This is a genomic window from Pseudomonas rhizosphaerae (assembly GCF_000761155.1).
In the GTDB taxonomy this organism is placed as follows: domain Bacteria; phylum Pseudomonadota; class Gammaproteobacteria; order Pseudomonadales; family Pseudomonadaceae; genus Aquipseudomonas; species Aquipseudomonas rhizosphaerae.
Genome location: NZ_CP009533.1, coordinates 3,444,959 through 3,468,083 on the forward strand (window position 1 = coordinate 3,444,959; position 23,125 = coordinate 3,468,083).

Below are 23,125 nucleotides of genomic sequence, written 5' to 3' on the forward strand. Positions count from 1 at the left end.
CTGGATCAAGCCTCCTTCCCCTCGCCCTCACCTTCCTTGATCCGATACCAGGCCACATACAGCGCCGGCAGGAACAACAGGGTCAGCAAGGTCGCCACCACGATCCCGCCGATCATCGCGTAGGCCATCGGCCCCCAGAACACTTCACGGGCGATCGGAATCATGCCCAAACTGGCCGCCGCTGCGGTGAGCAGGATCGGCCGACGCCGATGCTCGGTCGCTTCCAGCACCGCATCCCACGGCTTGTAGCCATCACGCTCGTAGGCATCGATCTGGGTCACCAGAATCACCGAGTTGCGGATGATGATACCGATCAGGGCCAAAATCCCCAGGATCGCCACGAAGCCCATGGGCGTCCCGGTCGGCACCAACGCCAACACCACACCGATGATGCCCAGCGGCGCCACGCTGGCCACCAGGAACATCTTCTGCACACTGTGCAGCTGAATCATCAGGAAGGTCGCCATCAGGAACAGCATCAACGGCACCACCTTGGCGATCGGCCCCTGGGCCTTGCCGCTTTCCTCGACCGTACCGCCAGTGGCCACCTTGTAGCCCACCGGCAGGCCTGCGGCGAATTTCTCGATCTCGGGCTTGAGCTGGGCCACCAGGTCGGTCGGCTGGATATCGTCGCTGACCGCCGCCTTCAAGGTGATGGTCGGCAGACGATCACGCCGCCACACCAGCGGCTGCTCCAGCTCGTAGCGCACGGTAGCGAAGGCCAAGAGCGGAATCGACGTGCCGCTGGGCGTGACGATCTGCAGGTTCTGCAGGGTTTCCGGCGAGCCGCGCTCGGCGTCGTTGGCCCGGCCTACCACGTTGACCAGGTAGATATCGTCGTTGACCTGAGTCACCGCCGAACCCGTCACGATGGTGTTCATCAGCTTGGCCACGTCTTCGGACGACAACCCCAGCTGCCGCGCCTTGTCCTGGGCGATATCGATGCGCAGCACTTTGCCCGGCTCGTTCCAGTCGTAGATCATTTCACCGATGTGCGCGTTATGGTCCAGCAGGGTGGCCAGCTCGATGGCGTGCTTGCGCACCTGATCGATGTCCTTGCCGCTGACCCGGTACTGGATCGGCCGCCCCACGGGTGGGCCCATTTCCAGCGCCTGGACATAGGTGCCGATGCCCACGAAGTCGTCACGCAGACGCTTTTTCAGGCGCTCGGTCAAGGCCCCGCGTTCTTCCAGACCCTTGCTGACGATCACCAGCTGGGCGTAGTACGGGTTCTCCAGTTGCTGGTCCAGGGGCAGATAGAAACGGATCGCGCCCTGACCGATGTAGGTGCTCCAGCGGACGATGTCCGGATCATCCTTGAGCGTCGCTTCCAGGCGATCGACCGCCTGGCGCGTCTCGTTGATCGAGGCGTTCTGCGGCAGGTTCAGGTCCACCAGAATTTCCGGCCGGTCGGACGAGGGGAAGAACTGGTTCTGCACGAAGCGCATGCAGAACAGCGCTGCGGCGAACAGCAGCAAGGTGCCGATGATCGTCAACCAACGGTGGCGCATGCAGCCCAGCAGCCCACTGTGGAACCAGCGTGCGACGCGCCCGGGTTGCTCCGGCTTGGGTTTGACGTTCTTGCTCAGGATATGCACGCCGATGACCGGCGCAAACAGCACCGCCACCACCCACGACACCAGCATGGCCACCGCAATCACGGCAAACAGGGTGAAGGTGTACTCACCTGCCGAGCTGGCGTTCAAACCGATCGGCACGAAGCCCGCCACGGTGACCAGGGTGCCGGTGAGCATCGGGAATGCGGTGGAGGTGTAGGCGAAGGTAGCCGCGTCCTCCTTGCTGTCACCTGCCTCCAGGCGGGTGACCATCATCTCCACGGTGATCATCGCATCGTCGACCAGCAGGCCCAGGGCGATGATCAACGCCCCCAGGGAAATACGCTGCATGGTGATGCCGCTGTACTCCATGAACACGAAGACCATGGCCAGCACCAACGGAATCGAGCAGGCCACGACCAGACCGGCGCGCACGCCGAGGCTGACGAAGCTGACGATCAGCACGATCACCACGGCCTCGAACAGCGCGCTGGTGAACCCGCCGACCGCCTTCTCGACCACCTCGGCCTGGTCCGACACCTTGTGCACGCCCACGCCTACCGGCAGCTGCGCGGTCAATTCGTCCATGCGCGCATGCAGCGCGGTACCGAATTCCTGAATGTTGCCGCCGTCCTTCATGGCGATGGCCAGGCCGATGGCAGGCTGGCCGTTGTAGCGGAACATCGGCGCGGCCGGGTCCTTGTAGCCCCGTTCGATGTCGGCGATGTCGGTCAGGCGATAGAAGCGGTCGTTAAGCCGGAGATTGACCGTTTCCAGGTCTTTCTCCGACTTGAACTGCCCCGAGGTTCGCACCGAAATGCGCTCCGGCCCTGCCTCGATCACACCGGCCGGCGTCACCGCGTTCTGCGCCTGCAACGCCCCTACCACCTGTTGCTGATCCAGGCCCAGCGCTGCGAGTTTGCGCGTGGAGAAATTCAGGTAGATGACTTCGTCCTGCTGGCCCACCAGCTGGACCTTGCCCAGGTTGTCGACCTGGCGAATCTCGGCACGCACCTGCTCCACGTAATCGCGCAGCTGACGCATGCTCAGGCCATCGGCGGTGAAGGCGTAGATGGAGCCGAACACGTCACCGAATTCATCGTTGAACGAAGGCCCCTGCAACCCTTGGGGGAAGGTGCCGCGAATGTCGTCGACCTTCTTGCGCACCTGGTACCAGATCTCGGGAATCGCCTTGGCACTGGTGGTGTCGCGCAGGTACACGAACACCGTGGATTCGCCCGGGCGTGTGTAGCTTTTCACGTAGTCCAGCGAGTCCAGCTCTTCGAGCTTCTTCTCGATGCGGTCGGTCACCTGCTTGAGGGTTTCGTCCTGGGTCGCGCCCGGCCAGCGGCTCTGGATGACCATGGTCTTGATGGCGAACGCCGGGTCTTCTTCACGGCCCAGGTTGAAATAGGAAAACACGCCCATCAGCAGGCCGACGAACATCAGGTACCAGACGAAGGACTGGTGCTTGAGCGCCCAGTCGGACAGGTTGAAACTTCCCTTCATTGCCGGCTCGCCTCGTCCAGTTTGATTTTCTGCCCAGGTTTCAGGCTGTTGACGCCAGCGCTGACCACGCGCTCGCCCGCCTGCACACCGTTGCCGATCACTACGACGCCACGATCGCGGCTGAGCACGGTGACCTGTTGCGGGTTCACGGTCTTGTTCTGGACGTCCACCCGCCACACCTGGGTCTTGCCGTCGACTTCCTGCACGGCGGTTTCCGGCAGCTCCAGGCGCTGCACGATGGTCGAACTCAGGGTGACGCTGATCGCCGTGCCCAGGCGCAGGCCCGCAGGGCTGTCCGCCAAGGTCAGGCGGGCGCGACGGGTGCGCGTGGCGCTGTCGGGTCGCGGTTCCAGCTCACGCAAGGTGCCCGTGGTCGCAACGCTGGGGTCGAGCTGGGACTGCACATGGAATGCCACGCCGGCAGGCAGGGTTTCGGCAAGCCCGGCGGGCAGGTCGATGACCGCCTCCTTGACGTCGGGACGGGCCAGGACCACCACTTCTTCACCGGCGCTCACCACCTGCCCTACTTCCACCTTCCACTGGTTGACCACCGCGGCATGGTCGGCACGCAGTTCGCTGTAGCTCAACTGATCCTTGGCCTGGCTGACGGCGGCCTTGGCCTGATCGAGCGAAGACTGCGCGGTTTTCAGGTCGGTCTGGGCAATGTCCAGCCCGGCCTGCGCACCTACGCCCCGGTCGAACAGTTCCTGCTGGCGGCGGGCGTTGGCCTGGGCGTTGATGAACTGCGCCTGGACGCGAGCCAGATCGCCCTGGTTGGCGCGCAACTGGTTCTGCTGGTCGGTCGGATCGAGAGTGGCCAGCAACTGGTTCTTTTCCACCTGGCTGCCGACATCCACCGCGCGCCGGGCAATGCGTCCGGACACGCGGAAACCCAAGGTGCTTTCATAGCGCGCCTGGATATTACCGGCGAAGCGACCCAGGCTTTGCTGGTCCAGGCCCTTGACCTCCACCGACAACACCGGACGGATGGGCTCGGGGCCGGCTCTTCCTTCGAACAGCCTGCCAGCAACAGCACGGCCGCAGACAACGCGATCACCGCTTTCATGGCTGACGCTCCTGGGCAATTTCCACCTGCATGTCGGGGTGCAACAACTGACCCCCGGCCACCACCACGCGGTCGCCATTGTTCAAGCCATTGGCGATCACCACCTTGGCCGTCAGGTAACGGCCCACCTCGACCTTACGCAGGCTGACCTTGTCGCCTTCCCCGACTACCCACACGGCAGGCTCTTCGATGTCCTTGGTCAGCGCCGACCACGGCAGTTCGACACTGGTCTTGCCCGGCCCATCGAGCGAGGCGTTGACCACCGACCCCAGATCCATGCCCTTGGGCAGGCCCTGCAAGGCGATCTTCACCCGTACCGTGCCGGTCTGCGCGGACACCGCCGGGGTGACTTCGCGCACGGTGCCGGTGGTCTTGATCGCCGGATCGTCGAGCAGGCTGACGGTGATCGGCTGCTGGCCGCCCGGCTGGGCGAACAGCGATTCATACACGTCGAAGACCGCATCGCGGTCGCCATCGCGGGCCAGACCGAAGATCGGCGCAGTGGCCTGGACCACCTGGCCCACCTCGGCCTGGCGCGCGGTGATCACGCCCGGGGCATCGGCCACCAGATCGGTGTAGCTCAACTGTTCGCGAGCATTGGCCAACTGGGCGTTGGCAGCCGCCAGCGAGCTCTGCGCCCCGCGCAATGCTGCCTGGGCGGAATCGTATTCACTCTGGCTGGTGTAGCCCTTGGGCAGCAGCTTCTGCTGGCGCACGAAGGCCGCCGAAGTCTGGTTCACCCGGGCCTGCTCGGCGGCCACCGCCGCCTTGGCCGAATCGACGTTGGTCTGCAGGTCCTTGGGGTCCAGGCGGGCCAGCACTTGCCGCGCGCTGACGTGGTCGCCCACATCCACCAGGCGCTGGATGATCTTGCCGCCAACGCGGAACGACAGCTGGGTCTGAATGCGAGCCTGCACATCGCCAGTCAGATTGACGGCGGCGGCGAATTCACCGCTCTGCACATTTTCCACGCGCACGCGCGGGTGCGTCGGTTCGATGGGCTTGTCTTCGCCACACCCGACCAGCGCGATGAACAAGAGGGAAACCCCTACAACCTTCCAACGAGGACCAGCCATGCAGGCTCCTTTGCGTGCGCTGTGATGCTAGGTGTGTATGCGACTGTAGACGGGGTTCGAGGTTCATTTGCCGGGATGGCCCCGCCCGGACACAGCAAAACGCCGACACTGTACAAGCTGTCGGCGCTCAGGTGAACCGTCGTGACGCTCGGAATCAGAACGCTGGCAATACCGCGCCGCTGTACTTCTTCTCGATGAATGCCTTCACTTCGGGGCTGGTCAGCGCCTTGGCCAGTTTCTGCATGGCCGGGCTGTCCTTGTTGTCCGGACGGGCCACCAGGAAGTTCACGTAAGGCGAATCCGAACCTTCGATGACCAAGGCATCCTTGGCTGGGTTCAGGCCTGCTTCCAGTGCGTAGTTGGTGTTGATCATGTCCAGGTCGACCTGATCCAGCACGCGCGGCAGCATGGCCGATTCCAGCTCCTTGAACTTGAGGTTCTTGGGGTTGCTGGCGATGTCCTTTGGAGTGGCCAGAGCGTTGCTCGGGTCCTTCAGGGTAATCAGGCCGGCTTTCTGCAGCAGGATCAACGCACGGCCGCTGTTGCTACCTTCGTTGGGGATGGCCACGGTTGCGCCGTCCTTGAGTTCGCTCAGCGCTTTGACCTTCTTGGAGTAACCGCCGAAGGGCTCGACGTGCACGCCGATCACGGTGACCAGGTTGGTGCCCTTGCCCTTGTTGAAGCTTTCCAGGTACGGCAGGGTCTGGAAGTAGTTGGCGTCCAGACGCTTCTCGTTGACCTGCACGTTGGGTTGCACGTAGTCGGTGAAGACCTTGATGTCCAGCTCGACGCCTTCTTTTGCCAGGGTCGGCTTGATCAGTTCGAGGATCTCGGCGTGGGGAACCGGCGTGGCCGCGATCACGAGTTTGTCTGCCGCGTTGGCCAGGCCGAAAGACAGGGAGGCCGCCAGAGCGGTGAACAGCAAAGCCTTCTTCATGCTAAGTCCTTGAAATTGGGTGCCGGCGGCAGCAAATGGCCAGCCTTGCGCGGACAATACCCGGAATTAATATTCCTACAAATACCTTTTAGTTCGCTGCTTATGCCTTTTTGTGCAAACGCTCTAGGTGGCGGGTCAGCAGCCTTGCCAATGCCGCAGGCTCGACGTGCTCGACGGCCTGCGCCAGCTGCTGCTCGAGGTGCCCCAGTGTGTCCGTCGCCACAGGAAGATTGAGGTGCTCGGGGAGTATTTCGTCACCACTGCTCACCAGCAGGGCAAAATGGATGACGTTTTCCAGCTCGCGGGTGTTGCCGGGCCAGTCGTGTCGCTCCAGCACCTGCTGCGCATGAGTGCTGATCAGCGGCACCGCCAGGTTCAGGCGATGGCTGTAGATGCCCAGGAAATATTCGGCCAGGGCCAGAATGTCGCCGATGCGCTCGCGCAGCGGCGGCAGGGTCAAACGGCCTTCGCCCAGGTAAGCATACAAGCGCTCGTTGAATTTGCCGGCCGCCACGGCCTGGGCCAGATCGATGCTCGACGCGGCCACCAGGCGCACGTCCACCGGATTGGGCTGGGCCGCGCCGACGCGCGTGACTTCGTGGGTTTCCAGTGCCGCGAGCAACTTGGTCTGGATGGCCAGCGGCAGGTCGGCGATCTCGTCCAGGTACAGCGTGCCTCCGTTCGCCGAGCCGAACCAGCCGGCCCGGCTGCTGGCCGTACCACTGTGGGCGCCTGCGCTGTAGCCGAACAGTTCGGCGTCGGCGTAGGTCGGGCTGATCGCACCGCAGTTGACCGAAACGAACAGCCCGCCGCGATCACTGGCCCGATGGATGTGCCGGGCGAGCAGCTCCTTGCCGGTCCCGCTCTCGCCATGGATCAGCACCGGCAACGCCTTGGGCGCCAGCCTTTCGAGCTCTTCGCGCAAGCGCCGCGAACGCGGGTCGACGAATACCAGTGCCTTGGCACGAATGCTCAGCGGGCTTTTGTCGGCGTCGGGAAAGGTCAGCAGCGGCTGGCCGAAGGTGTCGTGGTATGCAGTCATGGGCAAAGCTCCCACCGGCCTGGATGCAGGCGGCGTACTTGGTTTTCGGACAATCAGGCGCGCAGCTGGGTGTGCTGGTCCATGCGGCTTTGCAGGCGGTACAGGTAGGCGAAACCTTGTTCCCAGCGCTGGTGCCCGGACTTGACGTTGATGTGTCCGGCACCCGCCAGGATGCCTGCCTCGGCCCCCCAGTCGCGGGCCAGTTGCAAGGCCCGTGGGGCACTGGCAGCCGGATCGTTGTCCGAGCCCACTACTTGGCTGGGGAACGGCAACAGGTGCTTGGGGATCGGTGCAAAGTTGCGCAGGGCCGGCGAGCAGGCGGGCCGCTCCACGTCCGCCGGGGCCACCAGCAAGGCCCCACGAACCTTGCGCAGCGAGACCAGCGATGCGTTGACCGACCAATGCGCGACGGTCACGCAGCCCAGGCTATGGGCAATCAGAATCACCGGATCGGCGCTGGCATTTATCGCACGGTCCAGGGCTGCAACCCAATCTTCACGCCGTGGCGTCAGCCAGTCATCCTGCTCGACCCGCGCGCTGTTGGGCAGGCTTCGTTGCCAGTGGCTTTGCCAATGGTCGTCGGACGAGCCCTGCCACCCTGGCACGATCAGATAGCGGATCGATTGATTGCGCATGGGATGCGCCTCCTGCAAACGTTGCGTAGGAGGCCAGTATAGGGAAAGGATTTATACGCGTTAAGGAATAAGAAGCTATTTGGTAATAACCAAAGGTTCCATTAGGGCGCTACATCAAACCCGGACGCGGCTCGCGCCGCTGCTACAGGCCTGACGCCTTCTGCCACACCTTGGGTTTGAAGAACAACGTCTCGCCCCGCGCCAGACCGCTGAGGCTGTCATGGTCCTTGACCACTTCCGCCTCGATCAGATCGCTCTGCCCTTCGACCTTCAACGTCACCCGCGTGGTCGCGCCCAACGGGCGAATGTCACGCACCTCGGCAGCATGGTGATCCTCTAGTTCATGGCGCGACAACGACACCTCGTGCGGACGAAACAACACATGCTCCTCACCGCCCAACTGCAAGCGGTTGGAGTCGCCCAGGAAGTGGTACACGAAATCGCTGGCCGGGTTCTCGTACACCTCGCCCGGCGAGCCGATCTGCTCGATGACACCCTTGTTCATCACCACGATGCGATCGGCCACTTCCATGGCCTCTTCCTGGTCATGGGTAACGAAAACCGACGTCAGGTTGATGTCCTCGTGCAGGCGAGCCAGCCAGCGGCGCAGCTCCTTGCGCACCTTAGCGTCGAGCGCACCGAAAGGTTCGTCGAGCAGCAGCACCTTGGGTTCGACCGCCAGCGCCCGGGCCAGGGCGATACGCTGGCGCTGGCCACCGGACAACTGCTCGGGATAGCGATCATGCAACCAGTCCAGCTGTACCATGCTCAACAGCTCATGCACCTTCTGCGCAATCACCGTTTCAGTCGGCCGCTCGCGCTTAGGCTTCATGCGCAAGCCGAAGGCCACGTTGTCGAACACCGTCATGTGACGGAACAACGCGTAGTGCTGGAACACGAAACCGACGTTGCGATCCCGCACATCATGGCCGGACACGTCCTCGCCATGGAACACGATGCTGCCCTGATCGGGTGTTTCCAGCCCGGCGATAATGCGCAGCAGGGTGGTCTTGCCGCACCCGGACGGGCCCAGCAAAGCCACCAGCTCGCCACTTTGGATATCCAGATTGATGGAGTCCAGGGCCTGGAAGGCATTGAAACGCTTGCTGACGTTACGAACTTCGATCGACATTAATCATTCCTCCGCGGCGCTGTTGCGCAGGCGGTCAATACGGGACTCGCTCCACTGCTTGAGCAGCAGGATGAAGAGCGCCAGGATCAGCAACAGGCTCGCGACGGCAAAGGCGGCGACGTGGTTGTATTCGTTGTAGAGGATCTCCACGTGCAGCGGCAGGGTGTTGGTCACGCCACGAATGTGGCCGGACACCACCGACACGGCCCCGAACTCACCCATCGCCCGCGCGGTACACAGCACCACGCCGTAGATCAGCCCCCACTTGATGTTCGGCACTGTCACGTGCCAGAACATCTGCCAACCATTGGCGCCCAGCAGGCGCGCCGCTTCCTCTTCTTGAGTGCCCTGCTCCTGCATCAGCGGGATCAGCTCGCGGGCCACGAACGGCACGGTGACGAAGATCGTCGCCAGCACGATGCCAGGCAAGGCGAACACGATCTGGATGTCATGGTCCTGCAGCCACGGCCCCAACAGGCCCTGGGCACCGAACATCAGCACATAGACCAGGCCGGCAATGACCGGCGAGACCGAGAATGGCAGATCGATCAAGGTGACCAGGATGCTCTTGCCGCGAAACGAATACTTGCTCACGCACCACGCGGCGCTGACGCCGAACACCAGGTTCAGCGGCACTGAAATGAGCACGGCGAACACGGTTAGCTTGAGCGCCGACAGCGCATCAGGCTCGAAGATGGCGGCGAAGAACGTCCCCAAGCCCTGCTTCAGGCCCTGGGACACGACGATGAGCAACGGCAGCAACAGAAACACGGCGAAGACCAGCCAGCCCAGGGCGATCAACACCCTGCGTGACGTCGCGCTGCCACGTCGGGCCGCATTGGTGGAGGCAGCAATGGAAGATGCAGACATGTGCGGAGCCTCCTTCAAGGGGTTTCGATGCGCCGCTGCAACAGATTGATCAGCAGCAGCAGAATGAAGGAAACCACCAGCATCATCACGCCGATGGCCGTGGCGCCGGTGTAGTCGTATTGGTCCAGCTTGACCATGATCAGCAGCGGCAGGATCTCGGTCTTCATCGGCATGTTGCCGGCGATGAAAATGACCGAACCGTACTCACCCACGCCACGGGCGAAAGCCAGGGCGAAACCGGTCAGCCAGGCGGGCAACAACGCCGGCCCCAGGATGAAGCGGAACACCTGCAAGGGCTTGGCACCCAGGCAGGCTGCGGCTTCCTCGACCTCGCGCGGAATGTCCGCCAGCACCGGCTGCACCGTGCGCACCACGAACGGCAGGGTGACGAAGGTCAATGCCAGAGTGATCCCCAACGGGGTGTAGGCGATCTTGAAGCCCAGGTCGGCGGCGAACTGCCCGACCAAACCATTGGGTGCATACAACGCGGTCAAGGCAATGCCCGCCACGGCCGTGGGCAGGGCGAACGGCAGGTCGATCATCGCATCGATGATCTTGCGTCCGGGGAAGGTGTAGCGCACCAGCACCCAAGCCAGCAAGGTGCCGATCACACCGTTGATGATCGCTGCGCACAACGCCGTGCCGAAACTGAGTTTCAAGGCGGCCAGTACGCGAGGTGCGGTGACGATGGTCCAGAACTGTTCCCAGGTCAGCTGCGCGGCATGCACGAACATGGCGGCCAGGGGGATCAGCACGATCAGGCTGAGGTACACGACGGTGTAGCCCAGCGTCAGCCCGAAGCCGGGTATGACGGGGGAGATACGACGCGACATAGAAGTCCTTGATGAATACGGTTTACGCAATCGGGCCTCTTCGCGGGCAGAGGGCTCGCCGCCCGCCCGCCCGCGAAGAGGCCAGCCGCCTCAACGCATGTCTATAACTTATTGAGCCTGATAAATCTGGTCGAACACCCCACCGTCATTGAAGAACTTGGGCTGTGCAGTTTTCCACCCGCCAAAATCCTTGTCGATAGTGACCAGATTCAACGCCGGAAATTGCTTCTCGTACTTGGCTGCCACGTCCTTGTCGCGTGGACGATAGAAATTCTTCGCCGCGATTTCCTGCCCAGCCGGGCTGTACAGGTGCTTGAGGTAGGCCTCGGCGATTGCCTCGTTGCCCTTCTTCTTCACGTTCTTGTCGACCACCGCCACTGGCGGCTCGGCCAGGATGGACAGCGAAGGCACGACGATGTCGAACTTGTCCGCGCCGCCGTCTTCCTTCAGCGCCAGGAACGCTTCGTTTTCCCAGGCCAGCAGTACATCGCCCTGGCCGTTGTTGACGAAAGTAATGGTCGAGCCGCGGGCACCGGTGTCCAGGATTGGCACGTGCTTGAACAGCGTCTGCACGTATTCCTTGGCCTTGGCTTCGTCGCCACCGCCGGCCTTCAGGCCATAGGCCCAGGCGGCCAGGAAATTCCAGCGCGCGCCGCCGGAGGTTTTCGGATTGGGGGTGATCACCGAAACATCGTTCTTGATCAAATCGCCCCAGTCCTTGATGCCCTTGGGGTTGCCCTTGCGCACCAGGAACACGATGGTCGAGGTGTACGGCGTGCTCGCATCCGGCAGGCGGGTCTGCCAGTTTTCCGGAATGGATTTGCCCAGCCGGCTGATCTCGTCGATGTCACCGGCCAGTGCCAGGGTCACCACATCGGCAGGCAGGCCATCGATCACCGCGCGACCCTGCTTGCCCGAACCGCCATGGGACTGCTTGATCGACACGTTGTCGCCCGCGTGCTCTTTCTTCCAGAAGTTGACGAACTCAGCGTTGTATTCCTGATACAGCTCACGGGTCGGATCATAGGACACGTTGAGCAGCTCGTAGTCCTTGGCGACTGCGGAGCCGGCAAATACGGCACTGGCGAGGGCTGCCAAGGCATAACGGCGGATAGACATGGACGAAGCTCCTGGAATGGCGGGTGTTGTTCTTATGGCTGATGCGCAGCACGCGTATTCAGCTGGGCTTGTTGCCCGGGTTCTGCAAACGGAATTTTTCCTTGCGCTCGATCTGCACGACCTGAGCGTTGTGCACGGTGATCTCCACCGCACCGAAACGCAGGTCGCGCAGCGCACTCTGGATTTCCCGCAGAATGGTGGCTTCGTCCTGTCCTTCTACGCTGCGTAGCGATGCGCTCATGATCATGCTCCTGGATAAGGGGTGCCAAGGTGGCGTGAGCGCGATATTAGAGAGGTCCTATTATTCTTAAAAATACTGTTTAAGAATTTTCATATAACCAAACGTATTTATCCCTGGTTTTGCCCCACCCAATGCAAGGCACGGGCCTCGACCGGACGCCCGAACCAGTAGCCCTGGCCCAGCCCGCAACCATGCTCCAGCAGGAACTGCGCCTGATGGGCCTGCTCGATACCTTCGGCGTGAACCTGCATGCCCATGCTGTGCGCCAGGGCGATGATCGCCGTGGTGATCGCCACGTCGTCTTCGTCGCCCGGCAGGCCGGCGACGAAGCCCTGGTCGATCTTGAGCTTGTGAACGGGCAGGCGCTTGAGCCTGAGCAGGGACGAATAACCGGTGCCAAAGTCGTCGATCGCCAGTTGCAGGCCAAGGTCGCGCAGGTGGTGCAGTTGCTCCAGGGCGCGGTCCGGATCGTCCATCACCGCACTTTCGGTCACTTCCAGTTCCAGATGGGCGGGCGCCAGTTGCGTTTCGGCCAGGACCGTTTCTACCTGCCGATAGAGATCATGGTGGCTGAACAGACGGCTGGAGATGTTCACCGCCACGAAATCTAGTGCCTTGCCCTCGTCCTGCCAGCGACGCATCTGACGACACGCCGTGGCCAGCACCCAGGTATCGATCTCGGCGATCAGACCGCTGCGCTCGGCGATCGGTATGAACTGCCCGGGCGGCACCAGGCCCCGCTCCGGATGTTGCCAGCGCACCAGCGCCTCCACTCCGACCATGGCTGCATCACGCAACGCATGCACCGGCTGGTAATGCACGCACAACTGACCGTCCGCCAGGGCCTGGCGCAGTTCGGCGGTCACTTCGATCTGCTGCTGCGCCCGCGTGGTCAGCTCCTGGGTGTACAAGGCATAGCTCGAACGACCCCGCGCCTTGGCCTGAAACAGCGCCGAGTCGGCGTTGCGCAACAGCTGTTCGGCACCCTGGGCATCGTCGGGAAACAGGCTGATGCCGATGCTGGCACTGATGAACAGGGTGTGCCCGTCGATAACGAACGGCGCACGCAGACCCTCGAGCAATACCTGCCCAAGCGCCGTTGCCTGACCGCTGCGCAACTCGCCTTCCATCAGCACCGCGAACTCGTCACCGCCCAGGCGGGCCAGGGTCACCTCCTCGCCCAACCCGGATTGCAGACGCTCGACCACCGACATCAACAGACGATCGCCAACGCCATGACCGAAGCTGTCGTTGACGTTCTGGAAATGGTCGAGGTCGATCAACAGCAACCCACAGCTTCGACGTTCAACCCTGGCCGTGCTCAACGCATGCTCGGCGCGGTGGCTGAACAGCAGGCGATTGGGCAGCCCGGTCAATGGATCGTGATGTGCCAGATGGGCCAGTTCGCGCTGCGAATGCCTGATCGCGCTGATATCGGAAAACACCGCCACATAGTGGCTCAGCTTACCCCGGTCATCGCGAATCCCGCGGATGGTCTGCCACTGTGGATAAATGTCACCGCCCTTGCGGCGGTTCCAGATCTCGCCGCTCCACTGATCGTGTTCGGCCAGCGTGCGAAACATCTGTTGATAGAAAGCCGGCGGATGCTGCCCGGACTTGAACGTGTTCGGATTCTGCCCGAGCACTTCGTGTTCGTCGTACCCGGTGATCGCCATGAAGGCGCGATTGACCTGCAGGATGCGCCCCGTGATGTCGGTCACCAGCACGCCATCGGCAGTGCAGTCGAAGACCGCTGCCGACAATCGCCGGCTTTCACGACTGGCCTGGCGCGCGCGCCGCCAGGCGAAAGCGAACGCGCTGCCCATCATCCCTACCGCACAAGCAGCCAGATGAAGCTCCCATCCGGCCAGCCAGGTACCGAAAAGGCCACTCGACACACGATCGCACAACAGGAACCACACCACGCAGACAATCAGGTAAATCACAACGGCGCGCGTTGTAACCCGAGATAAAACAGACATAGGGTCAATCGGCCAACATAAAATGTGTATCAATTATAGAATAGAAACATTCAGCGACTCTTCTTCAAAAGAGCGACTGGCTTTCTCTGATAGCTTGTCGATAATGCGCTGCACGCATTACCCACCCAACCGAGGGCCCTCCCCCCTATGTGGTACAACGGTTTTCTCGATCTGTCCGCCTGGCAAGTGGTGGCAGTCACGTTGTTGCTGACCCATGTGACCATCGTCGGCGTCACAGTCTATCTGCACCGCTATTCTGCCCACCGCTCCCTGGAGCTCAACGCCGGGCTCAAGCACTTCTTCCGTTTCTGGCTGTGGCTCACCACCGCGCAGAACACCCGCGAGTGGACCGCCATCCACCGCAAGCACCACGCCAAATGCGAAACCGTCGACGATCCGCACAGCCCGGTCATCAAAGGCCTGGGCACCGTGATGCGTACCGGTGCCGAGCTCTATCGCAAAGAGGCGGAAAACCCCGAAACTTTGCGTATCTATGGCAAGAACTGCCCCGAAGACTGGATCGAACGCAACCTGTACTCACGCTTTCGCCATACCGGCGTGATCCTGATGCTGGTCATCGACCTGCTGCTGTTCGGCGCCCTGGGCCTCACCGTCTGGGCCGTGCAGATGATGTGGATTCCCTTCTGGGCCGCCGGTGTCATCAACGGGCTGGGCCATGCCGTGGGCTACCGCAACTTCGAATGCCGCGACGCGGCCACCAACCTGGTGCCCTGGGGCATCATCGTGGGCGGCGAAGAACTGCACAACAACCATCACACCTACCCCAACTCGGCCAAGCTGTCGGTCAAGAAATGGGAGTTCGACATGGGCTGGGCGTGGATCAAGCTGTTCACCTGGCTGCGCCTGGCCAGGGTGCAGCGCGTGGCACCCATCGCCCACCGTGTGGAAGGCAAGGGCCAGCTCGACATGGACACTGCCATGGCGATCCTCAACAACCGTTTCCAGATCATGGCCCAGTACCGCAAGCTGGTCATCGCGCCACTGGTGCAACAAGAACTGAGCAAGGTCGACGAATCGGTACGTCACCAGTTCCGCCGGGCCAAACGCCTGCTGTCGCGTGAAACCAGCCTGCTGGACGAGGGTCATCATCTGCACATCCAGAAGATGCTCGAACACAGCCATCCCTTGAAAGTCATCTACGAAAAGCGCTTGGCCCTGCAACAGATCTGGGCGCGCACCAGTTCCAATGGGCATGATATGCTGGCGGCCATCAAGGATTGGATCCAAGAGGCGGAAGCCAGCGGCATTCACTCCCTGCGCGACTTTGCGACCCAACTCAAGACCTACTCGTTGCGGCCCGCCGTAGCCTGAGCCGTTTATCGGTGCGCCCTGGCCCCGGGGCGTGCCGTTCGGAACTTCGTTACAATTTTCCGCTCTCAGACTCATAGCGCTACCGCCTGGGATCATGCCTTGGCCGCGCTTTTTCGCGCATCCGTTCGCAGTAATCCCAACGCCTCTGAGATGCCGTGATGATGGTCAATAAAAAATTACCTTCTACACCCGTCAAACCCTTACCCGAAGCCGCTGAAACCCTACTGGCCTTGATGCATGCCCAGGGTGAAGTCGCGCGGCTCAAGGAGCGCGAACAGCTGTTCAGCTCGCTGTTGGTCAGCGTCAATGCGGTGCTCTGGGCGTTCGATTGGGAAACCCAGCAGATGATCTACGTCAGCCCGGCCTACGAGCGCATCTTCGGCCGCTCGGTGGGGTTGCTGCTGGCCGACTACAACGAATGGCGCGACAGCATCTATCCTGACGATCTCGACTATGCCGATCGCAGCCTGGCCGAGGTGCTCGACAAAGGCTCAGTCGAAGACCGCGAATACCGCATCATCAGCGCCGACGGTCAGATCCGCTGGCTCAGCGACAAATGCTTCGTCAGTCATCAGGTGGATGCAGGCCAGCGGGTGATCGTGGTGGGCATCGCCGAGGACATCACCGAAAAGAAGCACCTTGAAGGCGAGCTGCAGCGCCTCGCCACCACCGACGTGCTGACCCAGAGCAGCAACCGTCGACATTTTTTCGAATGCGCCCACCGCGAGTTCGAACAGTCACGCCTCAACGACACGCCCATGGCCTTTCTGCTGCTGGATATCGACGACTTCAAGATGATCAACGATACCTACGGCCACCAGGAAGGTGACCACGTGTTGCAACGCATCGCCGAAACCGGCCGCGCAGTGCTGCGCCGTGGCGACCTGTTCGGGCGCATCGGCGGCGAAGAATTCGCCGCGGTATTTCCAGGTTGCGCCCCCGACATGGCCATGCAGATCGCCGAACGCCTGCAGCGCGAGATCCAACGCCTGAGCTTCAACCACAACGGCAAAAGCTACGGCGTAACCGTGAGCCAGGGGCTGACCAGCATCCAGCCCCAGGACGAAATGCTCGACTCGCTCTTCTCCCGCTCTGACGCCGCCATGTACCAGGCCAAGCGTCAGGGTAAGAATCAGATCGTGCCAGCGTAGGGCTTCCCGGCAGCTGCGCGGGTTAGCGTGCAGAGAACTGCTGCACAGGCGTATTCCAAGAAACCCCGTTCTCTTGAAAAACCTGTTTACCATTGCTGATCAGCAGATAGCTTGGCTTCCTTGAGACTCGATCACTACCATGATTTACTTGGTCTCATCGCAACGGAACGCGACCAGAATTACTTGAAAAAAAGTCCCCAGCCCGCATGCCAGCATGCTGTTATTCCTCATAGCCATAGCAAACGACCTTGCTCGCTCCTTGCTACCCGTATTTATAAAACAAACATCAACTGGCAGATTCAAATCACTTTCTTCTACTTTCTACGACCAAGGATTGGTATATGAAAAAGATATTCGCACTTACTATTTTGGTATTGCCATTGGCTGAAACCAGTGCCGATACCAATACTGGCATTCAGATTCACACCTGCGAAAGTTTATATGCCACGCCCAGCAACCTCCCATCCGATGTCAATCCAGACTGGGGCGGTATATGCTCCGATGAACATGCCGAGGAACGAGGCTTCACATGCAGCGATCACATGATGGGGCGTTTCAACATCTTGCCCGACTTCCAGAACGATCCCAACTGGATAGCCCAAGCGATATTCGACCACTGCGTTACCCAGCAAGATAAAACAGCCCCATAAAAAAAACCCGCCGAAGCGGGCTTTTCTATCAAACAATCACATCACTCAAGCCAGTTCAGCGAAACACTCTTCGATGATGGCCAAACCTTTATTCAACTGCTCGTCTGGCGCAGTCAGTGGCACCAGGATGCGCAGGACGTTTCCGTAAGTACCGCACGACAGCAGGATCAAGCCCTTGTCGCGAGCCTTGGCCACGACCTGGGCCACGGCTGCGGCGTTCGGCTTGTGGGTGTCGCCGCCTTCGAACAGCTCGACGGCGATCATTGCGCCCAGGGCACGCACATCGCCGATGACCGGGTACTTGGACTGGATGGCACGCAAGCCTGCTACCAGATGTTCACCAACGGCCTTGCTGCGGTCCAGCAGGTTTTCTTCCTCGAACACTTCCATCACGGCCAGTGCCGCGGCGCAAGCGATCGGGCTGCCAGCATAGGTGCCGCCCAGGCCACCTGGTGCGATGGCATCCATGTACTCGGCCTTGCCGCACACACCGGCGAGCGGGAAGCCGCCAGCGATGGATTTGGCGAAGGTGGTCAGGTCGGGCGCAACACCCATCTGCTCCATCGCGAAGAACGTGCCGGTACGGCCTGCGCCGGTCTGCACTTCGTCAGCGATCAGAAGGATACCGTGCTGATCGCACAGGGCGCGCAGACGCTGCATGAAAGCCTTGGGCGCGACATAGAAACCGCCTTCGCCCTGCACGGGCTCCAGAATGATCGCGGCGATGTCACGGGCTTCGGCGTCGTTCTTGAAGATGCGCTCGATGCTGGCGATGGAGTCGTCGACGCTCACGCCATGCAATTCGCAGGGGTAAAGCGCACGGAACACACCGCCGGGCATCAGGCCCATGCCTGCCGAGTACGGCACGACCTTGCCGGTCAGGCCCAGGGTCATCATGGTGCGACCGTGGTAGGCGCCAGTGAAGGCGATGACACCGGCGCGGCCGGTGGCGGCACGCGCGATCTTGATAGCGTTTTCCACGGCTTCGGAGCCGGTGGTCACCAGCAGGGTCTTCTTGTCGAAGTCGCCCGGTACCTTGGCGTTGATCTTCTCGCAGACTTCAACGTACGGCTCGTACGCCAGCACCTGGAAGCAGGTGTGGGTCAGCTTGTGCAATTGCGCCTGTACGGCGGCGATCACTTTGGGGTGGACGTGGCCAGTGTTGAGCACCGCGATACCGCCAGCAAAGTCGATGAACTCGCGACCTTCGACGTCGGTAACCGTGGCGTTCTGCGCCGACTCGGCGAAGATCGGGTGAATCTGGCCCACGCCGCGCGGGACGGCTGCCTGGCGGCGTTGCATCAGGGATTCGTTGGTCTTGCTCATGAAGTTCCTCATTCGCCGCTCATCGGTCGGCGTGATTCAAGGATTGAGCGGCCGGTGAGTCCCGCAGCAGCATACGATGATCGACTGCTGCGGACGCCGGCCGCCAAGGGTGTCTGCGCGGTGGGTTACACCGAAATGCAGAGGTATTTGATTTCCAGATAGTCTTCGATGCCGTATTTGGAGCCTTCGCGGCCCAGGCCCGAAGCCTTGATGCCGCCGAACGGCGCCACTTCGTTGCTGATCAGACCGGTGTTGATACCGACCATGCCGTATTCCAGCGCTTCGGCGACACGGAACACCCGGCTCATGTCGCGGGCATAGAAGTACGACGCCAGGCCGAACTCGGTGTCGTTGGACATGGCGATCACTTCGGCCTCGTCCTGGAAGCGGAACAACGGCGCCAGCGGACCGAAGGTTTCTTCCTTGGCCACGGCGGCGTCCTTGGAGACGTTGACCAATACGGTCGGCTCGAAGAAGTTGCCCTGCAGTGCGTTGCCACCGGTCAGCACGGTTGCGCCCTTGCCCACGGCATCGGCAATGTGTTCCTTGACCTTGGCCACGGCCTTGTCGTCGATCAGCGGGCCCGTGGTGGTCCCTTCTTCCAGACCGTTGCCGATCTTGAGCTTGCCCACCGCCACCTTTAGCTTCTCGGCGAACGCGTCATACACGCCGTCCTGCACATAGATGCGGTTGGCGCACACGCAGGTCTGGCCGTTGTTGCGGTACTTGGAAATGATCGCGCCCTCGACCGCCTTGTCCAGGTCGGCATCGTCAAACACGATGAAAGGCGCGTTGCCGCCCAACTCCAGCGAGACCTTCTTGATGTCCTTGGCGCATTCGGCCATCAACTGGCGACCGATCTCGGTCGAGCCAGTGAAACTCAGCTTGCGCACGATCGGGTTGCTGGTCAGCTCGCTGCCAATGTCGCCGGCGCTGCCGGTCACGACACTGAACACACCCTTCGGAATACCCGCGCGCTCGGCCAATTCAGCCAGCGCCAGCGCCGAGAACGGCGTCTGCGAGGCAGGCTTGAGCACCATGGTGCAACCGGCAGCCAGCGCGGGACCCGCCTTGCGGGTGATCATCGCGGCGGGGAAGTTCCACGGTGTGATGGCTGCGGTCACGCCGATGGGCTGCTTGATCACGATCAGGCGCTTGTCCGGCTGGTGACCGGGAATGGTGTCGCCGTAGACGCGCTTGGCTTCCTCGGCAAACCATTCGATGAACGACGCCGCGTAGACGATTTCGCCCTTGGCCTCGGCCAGTGGCTTGCCCTGCTCCAGCGTCATCAAACGTGCGAGGTCATCCTGGTTCTCGATCATCAGTTCGAACCAGCGGCGCAGCTTGTTCGAGCGCTCCTTGGCGGTCAACGCACGCCAGGCCGGCAGCGCCTTGTCGGCAGCCTCGATGGCGCGACGCGTTTCAGCGGCGCCCATTTTCGGCACGGTGCCGAGGATTTCGTTGGTAGCAGGGTTGCTGACCTTGATGGCCTGCCCACTGTCGGCGCCCAGCCACGCACCATCTATATAGGCTTGCTGGCGGAACAACGAGGTGTCTTTGAGCTGCATGTCGGCTTCCTTAACGGCGCCGTACGTAACGGCACGAATGGAGGGATGAGAAGGCGCCCGGGCTGAGGTGGACATACCGCATGGATGGACTCACGCGTTTCAGCGACCAGACAAGAGCGTTTGAAATCTCAAACGAATCCTAGGATCTATGGGGTGAAAGGACAATAGGCCGTTCGAAAAAAAGAACGATTGGCCTCGGAGATGCAGGCGCGTCCGGCTCGCGTCAGTGTCACCGTAGCAGATTACAAACGATGGGACGGTTATCGCAATGGACGACCACCCCCGACATGGGTATCATGGCGCCCGCGTTGCACCAGTAGCTCAGCTGGATAGAGTACTGCCCTCCGAAGGCAGGGGTCGTGGGTTCGAATCCCGCCTGGTGCACCATCTTTTCCCCCCTCTATATTCTTGCATCCAGCTTCGCTACCCGAAGCCCCGGCTCGCAGATCTCCTTTATTCCACGCATCCATCGAAGCTTCGACTTCTGATCTCTGCCCCTCTACGCCTGCCTTATGACACACGGCCGTATCGCTGAATCAAGCCTTCGCTATCCCTCCACCTAAGCCACGCGCTGTCTGCCTAAAAAATGACCAAATTCTCCAGCTTTCGGAAAACCATTTCGAAACATTTTTATATTAAAAAATCACTCAAAGCCCTGAACTTTTCCCGCGGCTTGTAACATGTAAAATAAGCACATCTTTTAAAAAATATTTGTTAAAGATCTCCGCCCCCCAGCCGATGGCATTGACGCATCAATGGCATGGAGGAGCCGACTGGAAAACTTAAAACAGATATTCGAGAGGCTTACATGTTTAACAATGCGTTGACCAACTTATCAGTCAGATCAAAGTTGGCACTTGGCTTCACGGTTGTGATCATACTGACGGTCCTGATCGCCTGGACGGGCTGGCGAGGCATCGCCTCCATGAGCGAGCGCAGCGAGCGCATCACGGACATTGCCAAGCTCAGCACCCTGACGCGAGACATGCGCATCGCGCGCTTGGTGTACACCCAGAATTCAGACGACGCCAATGCCGCCAGCTGGCTCAAAGCCTATGAAAACCTCGATAACCATCTTGAGTATCTCAACAGCGTATTGAATTCCGAACTCAATATTCCTCATGTTAAAACTGCGATGGCAGCCATGAAGGAATACAAGGATCATTACAACAGCATCATCACTGCCACACACGCGCGTGAGGCCAGCAGAGACGTCTTTGGCACCAATGCCGACACCGCGGACGCAAAGTTGCGGCAGTTGAATGGGCGCGCCAACTCAATGGACGGTGACGCCGCGCAGCGCGAGGCGGTGCAACGAGCGCTGATGCTGTTTCAAAAGATGCGCTTCGATGTTCGTGGGTACACCTACACCCTGAAACCCGAGGCCCAGCAGTTGGCTGTTACTTCCATTGCTGCAGCCTCCGATTATATGAAAAGCCTGACGAGTTCCGGTCTCGACAACGCCGCTGTCGCCAGCCTGGTGGACTCGATGAACGCCTATGGGTCCGCCATCAACGGATTCTCGTCTTCGCAAGCCACCATTAACCAAGGCCAAGCGGGCATCTCGAAGAACATCGAAGTCCTGCTCGGTTCGGCCAATCAACTGGCACAGAACCAGGTCGACTTGCGCCTTGCAGACGTCGATCAAGCCAACCGCATGTTGATTCTCTGGCTGGTTGCAGCCCTTATCGCCAGCGCGTTGGCGGCCTGGATCATCACCCGAATGATCGTCATTCCGCTGCGGGAAACACTGCAACTGGCCGACCGTGTAGCCAATGGTGACCTGACCCACAATGAAGCCCCGACGCGCAAGGATGAACTTGGCCTGCTGCAAATCAGCATGCACCGCATGACCTTGAACCTGCGCCAGTTGATCGGCGGCCTGCGCGATGGCGTTACCCAGATCGCAAGTGCTGCCGAACAGCTTTCCGCCGTGACCGAGCAGACCAGCGCAGGGGTGAACAGCCAGCGTACTGAAACCGACCAGGTTGCCACCGCCATGAACCAGATGGCCGCCACCGTGCAGGAAGTTGCACGCAATGCCGAGCAGGCTTCGGATGCCGCCGTCAGCGCCTCCCGAGAAGTGCGCGAAGGCGACGCCGTAGTTTCCAAGGCCGTCATTCAGATCGAAACACTCGCCACTGAGGTCGGGCGCTCCAAAGTTGCAATGGATGAGCTGAAGCAGGAAAGCAACAAGATCGGTGGCGTGCTCGACGTGATCAAGGCAGTGGCCGAACAGACCAACTTGCTGGCCCTCAATGCCGCCATCGAAGCCGCACGCGCCGGTGAGGCCGGACGCGGCTTCGCCGTGGTCGCCGATGAAGTCCGCAGTCTTGCCCAGCGCACTCAGACTTCAACCGAAGAAATTGCGACCCTGATCGACGGCTTGCACACCCGAACCGCGCAAGTTGCGACCACCCTGGAAAACAGCCGCCTGCTGACCGATGACAGCGTTGCCTTGACCCGTGATGCAGGTACATCCATAGGCAACATCAGCCGATCCATCACGACCATCGAATCGATGAACCAGCAGATAGCCGCTTCCGCCGAAGAGCAGAGCGCGGTGGCCGAGGAAATCAACCGCAGTGTGATCAACGTTCGGGACATCTCCGAGCAGACGGCTTCGGCGAGTGAGGAAACGGCATCGTCCAGCGTTGAGTTGGCACGATTGGGTGTGCATTTGCAGGGGCTGATGAGTAAGTTTGTGCTGTGATGTAGGGTTTGGGAAAGCTGAGACGGTGTGGAGCCCCAAGTGAGAGCTTGGGGCTTGTTTGTGGTGGTTACTGGAGTAGGCAGGGTTTGGTGCAAGTTGAGTAATTAGGCTCAGGGATAACTGTTGGCTTCAAGCGCCTGAGCCGTGCTTCCCTAACCGGTTTAGCAGCTTCTGCACGATCGAATCGAGCTTAGCGCCCGCTGTGAAATGTGCCAGGGCGTTTTGAACTTCATGGTTCTCAGCCACCAAGAGAACAAAGACGTGCTGGGTATTGGGGCGACAGCCGTGGCTGCGAGGTCTTTGAGATGCTCTGCTCTGCCTGCGCATTTGCCACCATCGACGAGGTGGCGGCGCAATAGTCAGGATGAGTAGCTGCCAACCAGCTCC

17 protein-coding genes, 1 tRNA gene and 2 pseudogenes are annotated in these 23,125 nt (G+C 61.0%); 6 read left to right on the forward strand and 14 right to left on the reverse strand.

The window, feature by feature from the left end; all coding sequences use genetic code 11:
* Positions 1-5: 5 nt before the first annotated feature.
* The 12 genes and pseudogenes from LT40_RS15315 to dibA all read right to left on the reverse strand — a co-directional run bounded on the left by LT40_RS15315 (position 6) and on the right by dibA (position 13,998).
* On the reverse strand, positions 6-3,065 hold the full coding sequence (locus tag LT40_RS15315) for an efflux RND transporter permease subunit (RefSeq protein ID WP_043191793.1): 3,060 nt from the start codon (positions 3,063-3,065) through the stop codon (positions 6-8).
* A pseudogene (locus tag LT40_RS15320) lies at positions 3,062-4,131 on the reverse strand (efflux RND transporter periplasmic adaptor subunit). The gene LT40_RS15315 and the pseudogene LT40_RS15320 overlap by 4 nt, the downstream one beginning before the upstream one ends.
* Entirely contained in the window at positions 4,128-5,207 is a 1,080-nt protein-coding gene (locus tag LT40_RS15325) for an efflux RND transporter periplasmic adaptor subunit (RefSeq protein ID WP_043191795.1), read from the reverse strand. The pseudogene LT40_RS15320 and the gene LT40_RS15325 overlap by 4 nt, the downstream one beginning before the upstream one ends.
* A gap of 154 nt (positions 5,208-5,361) precedes the next feature.
* Complete coding sequence (locus LT40_RS15330; RefSeq protein ID WP_043191797.1) at positions 5,362-6,144, reverse strand: MetQ/NlpA family ABC transporter substrate-binding protein; 783 nt, start codon at positions 6,142-6,144, stop codon at positions 5,362-5,364.
* A gap of 100 nt (positions 6,145-6,244) precedes the next feature.
* The gene (locus LT40_RS15335) at positions 6,245-7,186 is read right to left on the reverse strand and encodes a sigma 54-interacting transcriptional regulator (protein WP_043191799.1); all 942 of its coding nucleotides are present in this window, start codon (positions 7,184-7,186) and stop codon (positions 6,245-6,247) included.
* A 53-nt stretch (positions 7,187-7,239) separates the two neighbouring features.
* Positions 7,240-7,821 carry an alpha/beta hydrolase gene (locus LT40_RS15340; RefSeq protein WP_043191802.1) on the reverse strand — a complete coding sequence of 194 codons (582 nt, stop codon included), beginning with the start codon at positions 7,819-7,821 and terminating at the stop codon, positions 7,240-7,242.
* Positions 7,822-7,963: 142 nt separating this feature from the next.
* Complete coding sequence (locus LT40_RS15345) at positions 7,964-8,953, reverse strand: sulfate/molybdate ABC transporter ATP-binding protein (protein WP_043191804.1); 990 nt, start codon at positions 8,951-8,953, stop codon at positions 7,964-7,966.
* A 3-nt stretch (positions 8,954-8,956) separates the two neighbouring features.
* A complete protein-coding gene (cysW, locus tag LT40_RS15350) occupies positions 8,957-9,823 on the reverse strand; it encodes a sulfate ABC transporter permease subunit CysW (protein ID WP_043191806.1) in 867 nt (288 codons plus the stop codon).
* A 14-nt stretch (positions 9,824-9,837) separates the two neighbouring features.
* A complete protein-coding gene (gene cysT / locus LT40_RS15355) occupies positions 9,838-10,656 on the reverse strand; it encodes a sulfate ABC transporter permease subunit CysT (protein WP_043191809.1) in 819 nt (272 codons plus the stop codon).
* A 108-nt stretch (positions 10,657-10,764) separates the two neighbouring features.
* A complete protein-coding gene (locus LT40_RS15360; protein WP_043191811.1) occupies positions 10,765-11,775 on the reverse strand; it encodes a sulfate ABC transporter substrate-binding protein in 1,011 nt (336 codons plus the stop codon).
* Positions 11,776-11,833: 58 nt separating this feature from the next.
* Positions 11,834-12,016, reverse strand: coding sequence for a sulfur starvation response protein OscA (oscA, locus tag LT40_RS15365; protein WP_043191814.1), 183 nt, complete (start codon positions 12,014-12,016; stop codon positions 11,834-11,836).
* A 107-nt stretch (positions 12,017-12,123) separates the two neighbouring features.
* Complete coding sequence (gene dibA / locus LT40_RS15370) at positions 12,124-13,998, reverse strand: phosphodiesterase DibA (protein ID WP_043191816.1); 1,875 nt, start codon at positions 13,996-13,998, stop codon at positions 12,124-12,126.
* Between the two features lie 147 nt (positions 13,999-14,145).
* Here dibA and desA point away from each other — a divergent pair, with 147 nt between their 5' ends.
* The 3 genes from desA (at position 14,146) to LT40_RS15385 (ending at position 17,131) form a co-directional block, all read left to right on the forward strand.
* Positions 14,146-15,330, forward strand: coding sequence for a delta-9 fatty acid desaturase DesA (gene desA / locus LT40_RS15375; protein WP_043191818.1), 1,185 nt, complete (start codon positions 14,146-14,148; stop codon positions 15,328-15,330).
* Positions 15,331-15,491: 161 nt separating this feature from the next.
* Positions 15,492-16,481: a GGDEF domain-containing protein gene (locus tag LT40_RS15380; protein WP_084139895.1), complete on the forward strand. Its 990-nt coding sequence runs from the start codon at positions 15,492-15,494 to the stop codon at positions 16,479-16,481.
* Between the two features lie 341 nt (positions 16,482-16,822).
* Positions 16,823-17,131, forward strand: coding sequence for a hypothetical protein (locus tag LT40_RS15385; protein ID WP_043191823.1), 309 nt, complete (start codon positions 16,823-16,825; stop codon positions 17,129-17,131).
* 45 nt (positions 17,132-17,176) lie between these two features.
* Here the strand turns inward: LT40_RS15385 and gabT are convergent, their stop codons facing one another.
* The gene (gabT, locus tag LT40_RS15390) at positions 17,177-18,457 is read right to left on the reverse strand and encodes a 4-aminobutyrate--2-oxoglutarate transaminase (RefSeq protein ID WP_043191825.1); all 1,281 of its coding nucleotides are present in this window, start codon (positions 18,455-18,457) and stop codon (positions 17,177-17,179) included.
* A gap of 125 nt (positions 18,458-18,582) precedes the next feature.
* Entirely contained in the window at positions 18,583-20,025 is a 1,443-nt protein-coding gene (gene gabD / locus LT40_RS15395) for an NADP-dependent succinate-semialdehyde dehydrogenase (protein WP_043191829.1), read from the reverse strand.
* Between the two features lie 310 nt (positions 20,026-20,335).
* Here gabD and LT40_RS15400 point away from each other — a divergent pair.
* The 3 genes and pseudogenes from LT40_RS15400 to LT40_RS22100 all read left to right on the forward strand — a co-directional run bounded on the left by LT40_RS15400 (position 20,336) and on the right by LT40_RS22100 (position 22,738).
* Positions 20,336-20,412, forward strand: a tRNA-Arg gene (locus LT40_RS15400).
* A gap of 421 nt (positions 20,413-20,833) precedes the next feature.
* Positions 20,834-21,883 (forward strand): annotated as a pseudogene (locus LT40_RS22095) (methyl-accepting chemotaxis protein); the annotation flags it as partial.
* Between the two features lie 141 nt (positions 21,884-22,024).
* Positions 22,025-22,738 carry a methyl-accepting chemotaxis protein gene (locus LT40_RS22100; protein ID WP_420329695.1) on the forward strand — a complete coding sequence of 238 codons (714 nt, stop codon included), beginning with the start codon at positions 22,025-22,027 and terminating at the stop codon, positions 22,736-22,738.
* The last annotated feature ends 387 nt before the right edge of the window (positions 22,739-23,125 follow it).